Origin of the sequence: Acidianus manzaensis, assembly GCF_002116695.1 — an archaeon.
GTDB classification, from domain to species: domain Archaea; phylum Thermoproteota; class Thermoprotei_A; order Sulfolobales; family Sulfolobaceae; genus Acidianus; species Acidianus manzaensis.
Genome location: NZ_CP020477.1, coordinates 1,625,549 through 1,642,055 on the forward strand (window position 1 = coordinate 1,625,549; position 16,507 = coordinate 1,642,055).

At 30.4% G+C, this 16,507-nt stretch carries 19 protein-coding genes and 1 tRNA gene; 5 read left to right on the plus strand and 15 right to left on the minus strand.

Annotation, left to right across the window (positions count from 1 at the left end; genetic code table 11):
- Window positions 1-3 precede the first annotated feature (3 nt).
- From B6F84_RS08055 to B6F84_RS08110, 12 genes are read right to left on the minus strand one after another with little or no spacing between them, the layout of a single operon-like run.
- Window positions 4-258, minus strand: coding sequence for a hypothetical protein (locus B6F84_RS08055; protein WP_148691765.1), 255 nt, complete (start codon window positions 256-258; stop codon window positions 4-6).
- A gap of 6 nt (window positions 259-264) precedes the next feature.
- The gene (locus B6F84_RS08060) at window positions 265-933 is read right to left on the minus strand and encodes a uroporphyrinogen-III synthase (RefSeq protein WP_148691766.1); all 669 of its coding nucleotides are present in this window, start codon (window positions 931-933) and stop codon (window positions 265-267) included.
- Window positions 914-1,801: a hydroxymethylbilane synthase gene (gene hemC / locus B6F84_RS08065; protein ID WP_148691767.1), complete on the minus strand. Its 888-nt coding sequence runs from the start codon at window positions 1,799-1,801 to the stop codon at window positions 914-916. The genes B6F84_RS08060 and hemC overlap by 20 nt, the downstream gene beginning before the upstream one ends.
- Window positions 1,801-3,075, minus strand: coding sequence for a glutamate-1-semialdehyde 2,1-aminomutase (gene hemL, locus B6F84_RS08070; RefSeq protein WP_148691768.1), 1,275 nt, complete (start codon window positions 3,073-3,075; stop codon window positions 1,801-1,803). Before hemL ends, hemC begins: the two co-directional genes overlap by 1 nt.
- Complete coding sequence (gene hemB, locus B6F84_RS08075; protein WP_148692875.1) at window positions 3,048-4,058, minus strand: porphobilinogen synthase; 1,011 nt, start codon at window positions 4,056-4,058, stop codon at window positions 3,048-3,050. The genes hemL and hemB overlap by 28 nt, the downstream gene beginning before the upstream one ends.
- A complete protein-coding gene (locus tag B6F84_RS08080) occupies window positions 3,982-5,235 on the minus strand; it encodes a glutamyl-tRNA reductase (protein ID WP_148691769.1) in 1,254 nt (417 codons plus the stop codon). The genes hemB and B6F84_RS08080 overlap by 77 nt, the downstream gene beginning before the upstream one ends.
- Entirely contained in the window at window positions 5,219-5,887 is a 669-nt protein-coding gene (locus B6F84_RS08085; RefSeq protein WP_236748924.1) for a precorrin-2 dehydrogenase/sirohydrochlorin ferrochelatase family protein, read from the minus strand. The genes B6F84_RS08080 and B6F84_RS08085 overlap by 17 nt, the downstream gene beginning before the upstream one ends.
- Before the next feature lie 46 nt (window positions 5,888-5,933).
- Window positions 5,934-6,989, minus strand: coding sequence for a flap endonuclease-1 (gene fen / locus B6F84_RS08090; RefSeq protein WP_148691770.1), 1,056 nt, complete (start codon window positions 6,987-6,989; stop codon window positions 5,934-5,936).
- A gap of 20 nt (window positions 6,990-7,009) precedes the next feature.
- Window positions 7,010-7,246 (minus strand): hypothetical protein, encoded by a 237-nt coding sequence (locus tag B6F84_RS08095; protein WP_148691771.1) that lies wholly within the window; start codon window positions 7,244-7,246, stop codon window positions 7,010-7,012.
- A 5-nt stretch (window positions 7,247-7,251) separates the two neighbouring features.
- Window positions 7,252-9,552 (minus strand): CDC48 family AAA ATPase, encoded by a 2,301-nt coding sequence (locus B6F84_RS08100; RefSeq protein ID WP_148691772.1) that lies wholly within the window; start codon window positions 9,550-9,552, stop codon window positions 7,252-7,254.
- Between the two features lie 52 nt (window positions 9,553-9,604).
- On the minus strand, window positions 9,605-9,880 hold the full coding sequence (locus tag B6F84_RS08105) for an elongation factor 1-beta (RefSeq protein WP_148691773.1): 276 nt from the start codon (window positions 9,878-9,880) through the stop codon (window positions 9,605-9,607).
- 10 nt (window positions 9,881-9,890) lie between these two features.
- Window positions 9,891-10,088, minus strand: coding sequence for a zinc finger domain-containing protein (locus B6F84_RS08110; protein WP_148691774.1), 198 nt, complete (start codon window positions 10,086-10,088; stop codon window positions 9,891-9,893).
- Window positions 10,089-10,148: 60 nt separating this feature from the next.
- Here B6F84_RS08110 and pth2 point away from each other — a divergent pair, with 60 nt between their 5' ends.
- Window positions 10,149-10,508 carry a peptidyl-tRNA hydrolase Pth2 gene (gene pth2, locus B6F84_RS08115; RefSeq protein WP_148691775.1) on the plus strand — a complete coding sequence of 120 codons (360 nt, stop codon included), beginning with the start codon at window positions 10,149-10,151 and terminating at the stop codon, window positions 10,506-10,508.
- Window positions 10,499-11,605, plus strand: a complete 1,107-nt coding sequence (gene truD, locus B6F84_RS08120; RefSeq protein ID WP_148691776.1) for a tRNA pseudouridine(13) synthase TruD — start codon at window positions 10,499-10,501, stop codon at window positions 11,603-11,605. Before pth2 ends, truD begins: the two co-directional genes overlap by 10 nt.
- Here the strand turns inward: truD and aspS are convergent.
- Complete coding sequence (gene aspS / locus B6F84_RS08125; protein ID WP_148691777.1) at window positions 11,602-12,891, minus strand: aspartate--tRNA(Asn) ligase; 1,290 nt, start codon at window positions 12,889-12,891, stop codon at window positions 11,602-11,604. The two genes, truD and aspS, sit on opposite strands and share 4 nt — an antisense overlap.
- Window positions 12,892-13,398 carry a transcription elongation factor NusA gene (locus B6F84_RS08130; RefSeq protein ID WP_148691778.1) on the minus strand — a complete coding sequence of 169 codons (507 nt, stop codon included), beginning with the start codon at window positions 13,396-13,398 and terminating at the stop codon, window positions 12,892-12,894.
- A 69-nt stretch (window positions 13,399-13,467) separates the two neighbouring features.
- Between B6F84_RS08130 and B6F84_RS08135 the strand changes: the two genes are divergently transcribed.
- Window positions 13,468-13,638, plus strand: a complete 171-nt coding sequence (locus tag B6F84_RS08135; RefSeq protein WP_110380245.1) for a 50S ribosomal protein L40e — start codon at window positions 13,468-13,470, stop codon at window positions 13,636-13,638.
- Here the strand turns inward: B6F84_RS08135 and B6F84_RS08140 are convergent.
- Complete coding sequence (locus B6F84_RS08140; RefSeq protein ID WP_148691779.1) at window positions 13,625-14,188, minus strand: nucleotidyltransferase; 564 nt, start codon at window positions 14,186-14,188, stop codon at window positions 13,625-13,627. The genes B6F84_RS08135 and B6F84_RS08140 overlap by 14 nt on opposite strands.
- A gap of 63 nt (window positions 14,189-14,251) precedes the next feature.
- Here B6F84_RS08140 and B6F84_RS08145 point away from each other — a divergent pair.
- Window positions 14,252-14,363: transfer RNA gene (locus tag B6F84_RS08145), tRNA-Cys, on the plus strand.
- A gap of 45 nt (window positions 14,364-14,408) precedes the next feature.
- Window positions 14,409-16,031, plus strand: coding sequence for a thiamine pyrophosphate-binding protein (locus B6F84_RS08150; RefSeq protein ID WP_148691780.1), 1,623 nt, complete (start codon window positions 14,409-14,411; stop codon window positions 16,029-16,031).
- Window positions 16,032-16,507: the final 476 nt, after the last annotated feature.

Below are 16,507 nucleotides of genomic sequence, written 5' to 3' on the forward strand. Positions count from 1 at the left end.
TTTTTATTCTCTCATTTTTTTCTCTAGTTCATCCCTAAATTTCGTTGTTTGAATCATGTTAATGTGTTGTCTATATATTTTTCCCTTATTATCAAAGCTTAATGCAAATTCGTAAATTCCCTTATCATCTTTAAATTGACCAAAAGTATCATATCTATTTTTATATTCTTGAACAAATTTTATATCTAAAGAATTTTCATCAAAGTTAGGATCAATCTTTTTAAGAATTTTAATTAACATGTCTCTTATATCTAACACTGCATATCACACTCTAGCAATCTCGTTAATTAATTCTACTATTCCATCTATATCATATTTTCTACTTTGATAAACATGAATATCACTTCTTATTTGACTTAAAGTTTTAGTAGTCATAGGGCCTATACTAATTATTTTATAGCAATCATTTTTAAGATAGTCAGCTACAGTCTTAGCTATCTCTGAACTGCTTAATACTACAATATCAACCTTACAATTAAGTAACTCTATTGCCTTGATGATATTTTCTTTATCTAAAACTAAATCATAATCGTAAATTTCGTCGTAATTTATCTCCTTGGATAAAATATTACTCATATCTCTTGAAGCTTTTTTACTACGAATAGCTACTACTGACTTAACTTTTTCATGAAGTATTAGATAAGCTAGATTTATACTGTCATAATTATCCGGAAACTCTGAAATAATTCCTTTAGATTTTAGTTCATTGAATGTAGATTCTCCAATAGAAAATACTTTTTTATTTTGTATCTTATCAAAATCGTTAAAACATTTTACAGCATTTATACTTGTAAATGCGATACTTTGATATTCTTGTATTTTTTTGTTGTCATATTCAATACAGACTGGTTTAAATAATGGTATATTAATAACTTCGTGATTTGGAATTATTGGTATTTTACTCCCTTCTGGTCTAAGGAATAATATTTTCATTTTTCATCTCCATCAGAAGCATTTTTCCAAGCTTAGCTCCTAACTCTTCTGGTTTACCTTTACCTTCTAAACTTATGGTGATTTTTTTCTTTGAATCTGAAAAACTTGCTATCCCTAGAAATTCATTAGTATCTTGTTTTTTAAAAAAGACTCCAAATGGTGAATGACATCCACCACCTATAATTTGCATTGCACTTCTTTCAGCTATTGCTTCATCTAGAGAATTTTTATCATTAATACCATTAAGGATATTTTTCATTACCAAATCTGATTTTTTACCTACAATAGCAATTATTCCTTGATTAGCTTCTGGAGTAAAATTAAAAGGATCTAACTTAAAGTATGTCATTGTATACCCTAGCCTAAGTATTGATGCTTCAGCTATAATTATACCATTATATTCTCCTTTTTTGTATTTTTGTATTCTTGTATCTATATTTCCTCTTAAATCTTTTACTATCAAATCATTTCTTAAAAATTTAATAAAATTCTGTCTTCTTATACTACTTGTTCCTATTATACTTTCCTTATCTAAATCATAGATATTCTTATCAGATACTAAAACATCATATGGAGAATCTCTCTTAGTCACTGCTATAATTTCTAAATTAGGATCTATTATAGTAGTTAAATCTTTCATACTGTGTACTGCTATATCTGCGAGTCCTTTTAGTACATATTCGTTAACTTCTTTTTCGAATACGCCTTTACCTAATTTATATAATGGTTCATTGTTGAATAGATCAGCCTTAGTTTTTACTTCTATGAACTCAGTTTCATATCCATTATTTTCTAAATATTTAGATACTATACTAACTTGAGCTAAACTTAATTTACTACCTCTAGCTGCTATTCTTATTTTAGTCATTAAATTCCACTTCTAGATTTCTTTATCGCATCTATTGTCTCATTTATTACATAATCATCATAATGAGCTAGTGATGTAAAAATTGATTCGTACTGACTAGGCGGTATGAATACTCCATTATTTAGCATATTTATGTGGAATTTAATATATTGATCTTTATTGGCTTTTTTAGCTTCAGTAGCATTTGTAACTTTACTTACGCCGAAGAATATCTGGAACATATTTTGTACTCTATTTATTACATGAGGTACTGGAATATTATCTAACTCTTCTGCTATACTCTTAGCAACACTTACTGTTTTTTCTATTACATTCTCTCTTTCTAAAACTTCTATAGTAGCCAAGCCAGCAGTCATAGAAACTGGATTAGCGTTAAATGTTCCTGCATTGAATACTTTTCCACTTGGAGTAAACATATCAATAATTTCTCTCTTTCCACCAATAGCACCTATTGGAAATCCTCCACCAATAATCTTTCCTAACGTGGTTATGTCTGCTGATACGCCATAATATCCTTGAGCTCCAGCAAGTGATAATCTAAATCCAGTAATAACTTCGTCAAAAATGAGCAAGCTATTATAAGTTCTTGTTAACTCTCTTAGGCCTTTAAGAAAATTTTCATTTGGTGGTACAACACCCATATTCCCCATTACAGGCTCTACTATAACGCCTGCTATTTCTTCAGTTTTTAATTTCTTTTCTACACAGTTTAAATCATTATATTCACATATTACTACAGTATTTAACACTTCTTTTGGTATACCTTCAGAATCAGGAACGCCGAATTCTGTTGCAGCACTTCCAGCGTCTATTAAGGCGTAATCATGTGCACCATGATAATTTCCATTAAATTTTAGTATTTTTTCTCTTTTTGTAAAGCCTCTAGCTAATCTTATTGCATTCATAGTTGCTTCAGTACCGCTATTAACAAACCTTATCTTTTCTACAGAATTCATGTGAGATGTAATCTTTTTGGCTAGTTCTACTTCACTCTTAGATGGTGTTCCGAAAATCCATCCTTTTTCTATTTGCTCTATTACTTTATTTTTTACATATTCGTTTTCATGTCCTAATATTAATGGTCCATAGCCAAGTACGTAATCAATGTATCTTTTATTATCTTCAGTATATATGTAAGCTCCTTTTCCAGAAAGTGAATAGAATGGGGAAGGCTTTACAGCTGCTCTTACTGGGCTATTTACTCCTCCAGCGAAGTATTTTAGGGCATCTTTCCAGATATTTTCACTCAAAATGGAAGTCCCTCCTTTAACCATTTTGCTATGTCGTTAGCATAGTATGTAATAATTAAATTCGCTCCAGCTCTCTTTATTGCAGTAGAAATTTCTAATACTGCTATCTTTTCATTTATCCATCCATTAATAGCTGCAGCTTTTATCATTGAATATTCTCCGCTTACGTGATACGCAGCTAATGGGTAATCAGGAAAGTTATCTTTAACTAATCTTATAATATCTAGATATGTATGAGCAGGTTTTACCATAATAATATCTGCTCCTTCTTCTATGTCTAAGTTAACTTCTTTTAATGCTTCATATGCATTTCTAGGATCCATTTGATATGATTTTCTATCTCCAAAAGCAGGTTTAGAGTAAGCAGCATCTCTAAAAGGTGAATAGAATGTAGATGCGTATTTTGCACTATATGACATTATTAATGTATTCTGGAATCCGTTTTCATCAAGTATTTTTCTAATAGCTCCTACTACTCCGTCCATCATGCTTGAAGGAGCTACTATATCAGCTCCTGCTTCTGCTTGTGATAATGCTATTTTAGCATGTATCTTTAAACTTTCATCATTATCTACATATGCTTCTCCATTGTTTTGTACTACAATACCACAATGTCCATGAGAAGTATATTCGTCTGTGCATTCATCAGTTATTACAATTAGTCTATCATCGAAAGTTTCTTTCAGTATTTTAGTAGCTCTTTGTATAACTCCATTTTTATCGTATGCAGAAGTAGCTATATCATTTTTATATGCTGGAATTCCGAAAAGAATTACATAATTTATTCCATTATCATAACTTTCTTCAACGTATTTTATTAGTTTATCGTTAGGTGGATAACGATATACAGATGGCATACTTGGAATTTCTTCAATATCATTTATATTATCTTTAATAAATATAGGTAAAATTAAATTTTTCTCACTTAAACTAGTTTCCGCTATTAGATCTCTTATTAATTTGTTCTTTCTTAATCGTCTTGGTCTCGTTACTGGGAAGTTTGTCATAATTGAATAGTTCGAGAACCAAGTTAATGTAGTTTTTCTCATCTTCTCTTATATAATCTTTGATTTTTAGAAGCATTGGGGAGAAAATTTTCTTTATCATTGATTTAGTCATTGCATCTAAGATTTCGTTAATATCATCTTCATTGCTATTTATTTCCTTTAATGCTCTTTGGATTTCTTCTTTTCGTATCTCATCAATCTTATTCATTATATCTGATACGATTTCATTATATTTAATATTTCCATAATCTATTATAAATTCGTCTATACTTTCTTCTATAATTTTTTCTGCATCAGTAATTTCTTTTGAACGTTTTTCTAAACTTTGAGACGAGATGAATTGAAGATCCTCTAGTCTATATACATTATTTCCTTGGAATACTGAAGGATATGAAAGATCTATGACCAACTTATTAGTAGATATCTTTGAAGGATAAAATATAGCAGAAAATATGACATCATAATCGTTAATTTTTGATAAATCAAATGAAGTATACGAATATCCGTATTTTTCTGCTAATTCTTTTGCTTTTTCAATTGTTCTGTTCATTATTGTAATATTGTTTATGTTTTCAGATTTTAACATGGATATAATTTTGCTTCCTATATTTCCAGCTCCTATAACTAAAATTTTAGCATTTGATATATCTATTTTTGTTTTAGCAAGGTCTATAGCAAGAGAATATAATCCAACTTTTCCCCTAGAAATATTAGTTTCTTTTCTTACTTTCCTTCCTATTTTTATAGCTCTTTCAAATAATGTATTAATATACTTGCCAGAAATTCCTAGTTTTTTAGCGTTATCTAGTGATAACTTTACTTGACCTAAAATCTCGTATTCTCCTATTGATAAAGAATCTAGACCAGAAGCTACCTTAAATAAATGCTTAATTGCATCATATCCTTTTAGTATTGTTGCATCTTTACTTATTTCTTTTTTATGTATATTGTCTAAAAAATGCAATAATGTCTCGACTTTACTGTAATCATCTACATATAAATACAATTCTACTCTATTACATGTTTGAATTATTGCCATTTCGGTAGATACTATATTATGCAATAATTGTACTTCATTATCTCTTAAATAATGTGATGAAAGATTACTAAATCCAACTGTCTTATACGTATATAAGATTGCATAATATTTTTCATTTATTTCATTTGTTATACTCATTTATTATCTCCTCCGCTCTTTTTATTGCATATTCATAATTATTATTTTGAATAAAGTTCTGAAAATTAACATCATAAAAAATTTTATGATATAGTTCAAATCTTAAACTAGGATTTTGAATCTTATTTTTCATTAAATTTTTTACATCACCCATAGTTTTTATCAGTAAGTAAAGATAATTTTGATCTTTACTTAAAGAATTCAAGATCTTGTCTAGGATAAACTTTGAAGCAATACTAGATTTGCCAAGTGTAGTTATTGCAATTTCTATATTATCATCAGCATAAAAAATTGGTACAATAAAAGATGATTGAGAGGGATTTGTTGGATTATTGCATAATTTACCTAACTTTTGCGCTTTTTCACAAATTTTAGAATTTATTTCATGATCATTTGTTGCTGTTATTACTATATTAAATCTAGAAATTAATTCCTCATTTATCTGATTAGCATCCATTTTAATTTTATCTATTCCATTATTTTCCAATAATTCTTGTGCAAACTCAAGGCTTACTACAGTTACTTTGGCTCCATAATCTGCAAACTTTATTGCTCTTTTGCTTCCTACTTTTCCTCCTCCTACTATAAGAATATTCATTTTGCTTAGATTTGCAAATAATGGGAAGTAATATTGTGAGTATGAATTTGTCACAACTAATTTTTACCTATGTAACATTTAAACCTAATTATCTAAATGTTTAGAACCATTGATCTAGTCCCGTTTGTCTACTTAAACCCTTAGTATCTTTAATTCCTTTAATTAACCTTTCTATTCCATTATTAACTCTATCTGCATTGAAATTATGTTCGTTTACCAATATATTTATTATTTCATCCTTATTTGGATCTGTTAATTCCAAAGACCCTTCTGGATTATTAACATCAGGTTTTAGGAATAATGATCTTATTTTCTCCAGATCTAAATCTAGGATATATTTAGGTACTTCACCCTTTTCTACTGCTTTCTCTATCGTACCATATTTTTTTATTATTCTTAATGCTGTCTTACTTCCTATTCCTTTGATTCCCTCTGGATCATAATCAGTACCAATTAGAATGCCAATATCTACTAATTGTTCTCTATTTATTCCGTATTTATTTAATAAATCATTTAACTCTATTATTTCTGGTTTAATTTCTACGTATATATCTTTATTTGGAAGTTTTCTTTTTCCTGTTAAAGTTAAATTTCTTACTAAGCGTTTAGCTCCAAATAATAACGAATCATAATCTTGACTAGCTGAAGCCCATGTATAACCAGAAGAGCATAAATATGCAGCTTCTGCTTCTCCTTCACTAGGTGCTTGCACAATAGGTATCCCCATTGCAGTAAGCAATTTTTTACTTTCTTCTGCCATGTCATTAGTTAACTTTGTACTCATTTGAGAATATTTTTTTAATTCTCTTGTACTACCTTCTTCTTTAGCTTTTTGCAACTTTTTTTCTGCTTCTTCCTTTATTTTCCTTCTTCTATCTAATTCTTGACTCTTCATTTCTGGAGGTTTGCCATCAAATACATATACTGGTATTACGCCTTCTTCTAAAAGGCTAATAGTTCTATAAAAAACTCCACTAAGATGGCTTGTCACGCGTCCTGAGGAATCCATTAATGGCGTTCCATCAGGTTGCCTAATCGCAGTTAAAAATTGATATATTGCATTATATGCATCTATACTTATTTTTTTACCTTTAATTTCTGACAGTTGAATTTCTCTTTTTATTTCGTCAACTAGACTAGATAGATCAACGCCTATTTTTCGTCACCTTAAAAATTTTAATCTAATTCGTTATTTTTAAGATATGTTATCATCCTATTATTTTCTTTAATTAATGAGACTGAAATATATCCTCTAATTTCTAAAGACATTAAACTTCTTAGAAAGTCTGAAAAAGGTACTTCATAATCTAGATCTTTTTTAACTTCGGAATATAAATCATCGTCTTTTATTGGTCTATCTATTTTTCTAAGTTTTTCCAGAACTGCATAGGTTAAAGGTATTTCTCTCCACATATACATCACGTGAAAGTACTAGGCTTTAATACTTGTCTAGGTAGTTGTTGTCTTGCTTTCTCTACCCAGGTCTGATAGAATTGTAACATCTCTTGAGATACTGATGGCTTTACCTTCTTTAAAGCATCTTCGAAGTGTTTCATTTCTACCTTTATGCTGGTATTTCTCATACATTCTCTCATTTTAGAATCACGGCAATCCTTATCTAAAGGTTGGCATTCGCTAGATATTTTTTCGATGCAGTCTCTCATTCCTTCTCTTATTGCTATCATTGCAGCTTCTCTAACTAACGCAGCCAAGTCTGCTCCGGTATATCCTTCTGTTCTTTCTGCTAAATCTTCTAAATTAACATCCTCTCCTAAGACGACTTTCTTTGTGTGGACTTTTAATATTTCATATCTTGCTTGTTTATCTGGTGGTGGAACATATATCAATTTTTCGAATCTACCTGGTCTTAGTAATGCTGGATCTAATATATCTGGTCTATTTGTAGCTGCTATTATTACAACATTATCTAGATTTTCTATTCCATCCATTTCTGCTAATAACTGGTTCACTAATCTTTCTGTAACTCCAGTATCTGAAGATATTCCTCTACTTGGTGCTATAGCATCAATTTCATCGAAGAATATTACTGAAGGAGCATACATTCTAGCTTTTCTAAAGATTTCTCTTACTGCTCTTTCGCTTTCTCCCACCCATTTTGATAATACTTCTGGTCCCCTTATTGCTATGAAATTAGCTCCGCTTTCAGTTGAAACTGCCTTGGCTAGCATTGTTTTTCCAGTACCTGGAGGTCCAAATAATAATATGCCTCTAGGTGGCTCTATTCCTGCTATATCATAATACTCTTGGAATTTTAATGGATATTCTGCAACTTCTCTTAATTCCTCTTTTATGTCATCTAGTCCTCCTATGTCTTCCCATTTTACCTCTGGTACTTCGATATAAATTTCTCTCATTCCGCTAGGTACTATTTCCTTTAGTGCTGACATGAAATCTTCCATTTTAACTTCCATCATTTCTAGTATTTCTGGAGGAATTTTATCTTGTGTTATATCAATTTTTGGCAAATATCTTCTTAATGCATTCATTGCAGCTTCTCTTACTAGTGAAGCCAAATCTGCTCCAGTATATCCATGGCTTATATCACTTAATTTCTCTAAATCTACATCTTTAGATAATGGCATATTTCTAGTGTGTATCTGCAAGATTTCTAATCTTCCTTGCTTATCTGGTAATGGAATTTCTATTTCTCTATCAAATCTGCCAGGCCTTCTTAATGCTGGATCTACTGCATTAGGTCTATTAGTAGCAGCTATTACTATTACATTACCTCTATTTTCTAAGCCGTCCATTAATGTTAATAATTGGGCTACTACTCTTCTTTCAACTTCTCCTATAACTTCATCTCTTTTAGGGGCTATCGCATCTATTTCATCTATGAAAATTATTGATGGAGAATGCTTCTTTGCATCTTCAAATATTTCTCTTAATCTTTGTTCACTTTCACCATAGAATTTGCTCATTATTTCTGGTCCATTTATGGAAGTAAAGTAGGAATCTGTTTCATTGGCTACAGCTTTTGCTAGTAATGTTTTTCCTACTCCTGGAGGTCCATACAATAATATACCTTTTGGTGGTTCTATTCCTAATCTTTTAAATAACTCTGGATGCCTTAAAGGTAATTCAACTAGCTCCCTAATTTTTTGTATTACATTTTTCATTCCGCCTATATCTTCGTAAGTAACTCTTGGATATCTAGTTTGTTCTAACGGCTTATCACTTATGTTTATGCTAGTCTCATCAGTTACTGTAACTATTCCAGCTGGTCTTACTTGAATTACCGTAAAAGGAATTGCTTGGCCTAATACAGGGATTAATACCGTATCTCCTTCTACTATAGGGAACTCTTTTAATTTCTTTTTAACATATGCTACAAATCCAGGATCTACAGTAATTGAGAAATTAGAAGGTGCTAATTTAACAGAAGTTGCTTGTTTTACATTTGCTTTTCTTACTATTACTTTATCTCCTATAGATACTCCAGCGTTTTTTCTAGTTATTCCATCCATCCTTATTATATCTTTTTCTTCTGCTATGTCATCGGCAGATAAAGGCCAGGCTATTGCAGCAGTTTTTCTTTGACCTTCAATTTCTATGATATCTCCTGGGCTTACATCTATTTGTGATAATAAGTCTAAGTCTATTCTTACTTTTCCTCTTCCTACATCTTTTTGTCTTGCTTCAACTACTTTTAATATAAGCTCACGTTTTCTAGGTTGTTCAGTAGAATTCGCACTCAATATTAATCTCCATTAAAATATATGGCAAACTAAATAAAAGAGATTAACCTATTTAAAAACCTAGTCTCGTTACTCCTACTACTTCTGCGTGACTTACGCCTTCTACGTTAGAGGCTATTTCTTCTAACGTATCTGTTCCTCCTTCTGTTTGCTCTGGCATTTTTATATACAATACTAAAGCTTTTAATCCAAAAGCTATTGGTTCAGTATCTTTTCTCATTACTGAATATCCTTCAGGTAATTTTCCTCCTATAGTATTAGCTAATTGATCTAGGTCAATTTCATCACTATCTGGATATACTTTTAATACTACTAGTACATCTGTCATAATTTACACCTTAAGGTCCTGTAAATCCGCATTTAGGGCATGTGTATTCTACGCCTTGTAATCTGCAATATTTATCTCTTAAAATTAATATTTCTCCACAGTTTGGGCAATAAAATTCTACTCCTTTTTCTCTTGGATGAATAATTCTTCCACAACTACTACATACTGGTGGTTCTATTTCCTCTTTTAAGCTAAGTTTAATTGACAATTTTATTCCCTTTTATAACAACTCTGCAGAGTTTATAAAAGTGTCAGATTATTGACCAGTATGAAAATGGTAATAGTTGTTAGATCAGACGTAAAGATGGGAAAAGGAAAAATAGCAGCTCAAGTAGCTCATGCAGCAGTAAGTTTAGTTTTAGATATTTTAAATTCAAATAATACTAAATGGAAATCATGGTTATATGAATGGATAGATGAAGGTCAGCCAAAAATCGTCGTAAAAGTAAATAATTTAGAAGAATTATTAGATAGAATTCAAAAAGCTAAATCAAATGGGTTACCAGTTAGTATAATATCTGATGCAGGTAAAACTCAATTACAACCAGGTACAATAACATGTGGTGGGATAGGTCCATCTGAGGACTCAGAAATAGATCCAATAACAGGTGATTTGAAATTACTTTAAATTATATTGATAATATTGTAGGAATAGAATCGCATTATTATGACTGGGAAGAAATAAATGCTGAAATACCAAGACCAGACGGTTTTAAAGTTACGGAAGAGATATCGTATAAATCATGCGAAGAATGGAAAGGAAATTCTTCTGGCAAGTATGCGGTATACATATTAGAAAAGAAAGATATAGATCATTTTACTGCAATCAGCATATTAAATAAGGTATTAAGAAAGAAAGTTCACTATATAGGAATTAAAGATGCAAATGCAATAACTAAGCAAATAGTATATATTAATTCACCAGCTGAAATTCAAGAGTATGAGAATTCTGGATTAAAACTTACCTTTATTGGTTATGCTAATTCTAAATTCAATCATACTGGGAATATTTTTGAGATAACTCTAAATACAGATTCTGTGAAAGAGATAGAAAACAGAATAAGTATAATCTCTAAAAATCCTTATCTACCTGCATTTATTGGATATCAAAGATTTGGCACTAGAAGACCTATTACACACGTGGTAGGATATTATATAGTTCAAAGAGATTGGTACAATGCAGTAATGAGTATAATTTCATTTCCTTTTTACACTGAGTCAGAAATAATGCGAAAATCTAGGAAATTAATTCAAGAACATAAATACGAAGAAGCATTAGAAATAATGCCAAAGAAGTTTAAACAAGAAAGAATAATACTTAGAAATTTAATAAAATTTGGAAATTATTATCAAGCATTAAAAAGCTCTTTTATACCTTTGAGTTTTTACGTTGAGGCTTATCAGAGTTATTTATTTAATAAACTTTTATCTAGGACAATGAAAAAAATTGAGGATAAAGAGAACTCATACTTAGGAATATATTCTGACTTAAGTAAATGCAGTCAAGAATGTAAAGAAATTTATAAAGAAGAAAATTTGAGCGATAATGCGTTCAAAATAGACGAGCTTAAAATAAATAAGCCTAAACTAGAAAGAAAAGCGTTTATGAAAATAAGAAATTTAAAAATAAATAAAAATCAGATAACTTTTGCCCTTGATAGAGGTATGTATGCAACAGTATTTTTGGTTGAGTTATTAAATATAGATGCAAGAAAAATAACTTAGGGTACTAATCTTTTCTTATCTCTAGGGAATAATGCTATTTCTTTTACGTTTTGTATTCCAGTAAACATTATCATTAATCTTTGTACACCTATTCCTACTCCAGCGTGAGGTGGCATACCATAGTCAAACCATTTTAGGAAAAATTCAAAATTAACAGGATTAAGTCCTCGTAATTTCAGCTCCTCCTCTAACGTTTCTCTTCTGTAGTTTCTACTACTTCCAGATGCAATTTCTACAAATCTATAAATTAAGTCGAAACTTTCGCTCAATTCACTATTGCTTTGTTTTCTTCTAGTATAGAAAGGTCTAGCAGATGCTGGCCAATCAGTTATAAAATACAAGTCTTCTCCTAATTCCTTGTTTAATGTTCTTAATTCTGGTGTACTTATATCATCACCAAATTTTATTTTTACTCCAGATTTCTGTAGTAATTCTATTGCGTCTGAATATGTAATTCTTCTTATCGGTTTTTTAATATTAGGCAATTCGTAATTTAATATCTTTAATTCTTCTACATTTTTTTCCTTTACTTTATTTATCATATTTATTATTGTGTCTTCTACTATATTCATTACATCGTTATAATCTGCAAATGCCATCTCTATATCAGCGCTTAAAAACTCAGACAAATGAAATGGTGTATCAGATTCCTCAGCTCTCCATGCAGGAGCTATTTCAAAAACTCTTTCTACTGCACCTGCTAATAATTCCTTGTAAAGCTGTGGACTTTGAGCAAGAAATGCTTCCTTTCCAAAATAAATAACTGGAAATAATTGGGCTCCTCCTTCTGTTGCAGTAGCAATAATTTTTGGAGTAAAAATTTCTACAAATCTTTGAGAATATAAATACTCTCTAAATCCTTTTATTGCTTCTGACTGAATTTTAATTACTGATTCCATTTCTAACCTTCTTAAATCTAATAATCTTTCTCTCAATCTAGTATCAATATCAGCATTAACTTTGCCTGATACATCTAAAGGTAAAGGAGTCTTTGCTGTACTTAGTATTTGTATTTCTTTAGCATGTACTTCTACCCCTCTAGGAGCTCTCTTATCTGCCTTTACTATTCCTTTAACAGTTAATGTTGACTCTAGAGTTATATCTTTAGCAATCTCAAAAGGCTCAGTTCCTTTTTCAAGGACTACTTGCCCAATACCAGAATTATCTCTAAGTAGTATGAATTTCTTTCCTCCTAGATCTCTAACATTATGCACCCATCCTGCTAACGTTACTTCTTTTCCATCTAACTCTGGCGTAATATCCGATACGAAGTGACTTTTGAGCATTTACTCTACCCTTATCCTTACTCTAGTATCATGTATTTTTGATAAAATTGATTCTAATGACACAGCATCAGCTGGCAATAATCTTCTTTCATTCCTTGACACTCTTATTACGTACTGTACTGATCCATCAGGTAACCATACAGTATTAACTCCTAAAACTCTTGCTGGAGATAATAATTGGACCGCACTACTTTTAATATTGCTTGACTTTTCTATTATTCTTACTTTCATTCCTAATTTATCTTGCAAAGCTTTAGCAACTTTAATCCATTTTTGTATAGTCATAGAAGGACCACTACCAACTAAAAGAATTAAAAGATTGTTAACTTTGATACTCTTATAATAAGTGGAATCTTTTAGCTCCTTAAATTGTGTATCCTCTAACTCCAATAATGCTTCCATAACTTTAACCTCAAAAGGGTCAACTTCACCACTGTCTACAAGACTTTGACATCTATTACAAAGCAACCCACTTTTAACACATAAATAATCAAGCGGAATTTTCATCTAAACTTCACGCTCCACTTTACCGCAATATTTATGAACTAGTTAGATATATAAGTAGCGGATATATAAATGCCTCTAACAGATCCTGAAAAAATAAAAATTGTACAAGAGAGAGTCTTCCTAAAAAAGGTATGCAGAAACTGTGGAGCATTGAACTCATTAAAAGCTACTAAGTGCAGAAGGTGCCATAGTAAAAACTTAAGACCAAAGAAGAAAGAACTACCAACTAAGAAAGCGTAAAACCAATATCTTTAAGCCTTTCTTTTATACTACTACTGTTTTCTTCAAATAGATTTATATGACATTCAAGATATTTTTTATCTATTTTTATATTTTTCTTACCTATAATATCTAGAAGATCCTTTAGCTCTTTCTCATCTTCTTCTCTATACGCATTAGCTTTAAGTAGAATATAATCTTCTAACCGTATAACCTTAAATTCATATTTTCCAATTTTTGTCTCTTTCGCATTCGAAATAATTTCTGGTGGAACAAAGAAATCTTGAATATTATCATATATATCTATCTGTAATTGTCCCTCATTTAATGGAACTATTAATCTAGGTGTATCTAATGGAGTAGATCCATAATCCCATCCGTTTTCGTTACAAAACTCTCTAATCTTATCTTCCTCAGCAAAAACACTTGTATCTACTGGAAAAATATCAATATCACTATCAGTTCCTTTTTTATTTAAAACTAGTTCCACTACTGTATCTCCTATTATTACAAAATCTATAATTTTTCTTAATTTTTCTAAAGCTTCTCCTATTGAACTAAAACTAATCAAACCAATTCACAGACATATGAAATGCAATTACTTTATAATTTTTACCGTTAATATTTATTAAATGCCGGGGTGGCCGAGTGGCTAAGGCGGCACTATCCCATCGATAGCGCTAAGGGCCGCAGTGCATGGGTCGTAGAGACCCGTTATTCCACGGGTTCAAATCCCGTCCCCGGCTCTTAAATTTAAATTTTTTAAGTAACCTATAATTCTTGGTGATTATTTGAGTCAACCCAAAAGAAAAGAAGAGACAGTAGGAAAAGAAATGAACGGCATTGAAGCACTTGCTTACGTTCTCAAAGAAATAGGCACAAAAAAGATATTCTCTTCTATAACGTTACCAGAAAACGTAAAAGAAAGATTAGAACAATATGAGATTAAGCAAGATATTTCTCTTAATGCTAGAGACTCTGTAATGTTAGCTGAAACATATGCAATGGAAAACAATATGCCAGGCGTAGTTATTCAAATACCTGGAACTCAAATTTTCGAAGCTTTAGATGTAATTTCTCAAGCCTATATGGATTCCATTCCTCTTTTAATAATTTCGAGCTTACGATCATATAGAGATACAGGAAGAGCAAGAGTTGGAGAACTTAGAACTCCAGATGATTTATCTACAACTTTAAGTCAAATCACTAAATTAAGAGAAAAAGTAGTAAGTATTGAAGAAATAACAGTAACAGTAGAAAAGGCAAATAAAGAGGCTTTAAGCAATAGACCAAGACCAACATTAGTAGAAATAGCAGAAGATCTGTTTAAACTAAAAGCATATCCTCTATCACCAGCAGAACAAAAACCTGAAAAAAGAACACCAGACAAAAACACAGTAGCAAAAGCAGCCGAAGTATTAAGCAATTCTAAACTTCCAGTAATAGTAGCAGGATATGGAGTTATCTCCTCTAGCAGTTATAAAGACCTTATAGAATTAGCAGAATTATTAGATATTCCAGTAATAACTACAATAAAAGGTAAAGGTAGCTTTCCAGCATCAAATCCATTATATGCAGGAGAAGGATTAGGATTAATAGGAACAGAAGTAGGAAATAAGATATTTTCTGAAGCAGATTCAATATTATTATTAGGTACTAGATTAACTCAACTATCTACTGGAGGATGGAGTATGAAATATAAAGGATTCGTAATGCACAATAACATAGATGGAGAAGATATAGGAAAAGTATTAATGCCACACCTTCCAATAGTTGCAGATACTGGATTATTCCTAAAAGAACTAATTACTATACTCAAACAGAAAGTAAAAGAAAAAATTGATAGAGGAATACAAACTGAAATAAAAGTAAATAAAAAACCAATAACACTAAAAGGCCACGTAGACTTATGGCCTTATGATATAGTAAGACTATTACAACAATTTAAGTTTAGTAAAATATTTGTGGATATATCATCTACAACATTCGATATGATAAGATATCCAATTGATGCTCCAGTATGGTTTACAAGCGAAAGCATATTAGCAAAAGGAATAGGAATAGCAGGAGTACTAGAAGCTGAAGATTCAAATGCGCTAGGAATAACAGATATATACTCAGTTTCTAAAAACCTTAGCTTGCTTTACTCAAGGCATAAATCAGCAAAAGGAACAATTATTATATTTAATGATGAAGGAGCAACATATTTAGATACTACAAAAGCAGACGTGCCAACTATAGGAAAATCTAAATTTACAGTAAATTTAGATAAAGAACTAGAAGCATTAGGAGCTTATACTATATATACTTATTCAGATCTTAAGAGTGCCCTAAACGAGAAAAAAGAAAATCTAAAAATACTAAACGTAAAGATCGATCCAGAGTACGAATCAGCAGTTCTTTCAAGGTTCTAATATACTAAACTCTTTATTTTTATATTAAATTAACTAAATTACTAAATTAAAACTTTTAACTTAACAATTTATTATTTTTAGATAACATACCTAGTATGTCCAATCTCTTTCAACGAGAACCTCTTAATAGTAAATAATAAAAAAGAAATTATTTGCTAGTATACTATAATCTTATAAGCATTTAACTTTAGTCAATAAGAAAATTTATTAAATTTTACAACTATCCATATTCTTATGACTATTAACTTAAATAACCTACTATTTGAAGCATTAAAAAGTTAAGGTTTCACATTCCTAATAACTTAACTAGATTCTAAAATATGAAGAGAAAAGTATTTAAATTTAAAAATAAAAATTCATTATTTACAGATATTCTATAGATGCTGAAATATTACTTTGTATATTCTGGACTTAGCATGAACAATTATAAAGAGAAAAACGTTAATTTACAAATAACTCATAAAGTTATAACGATA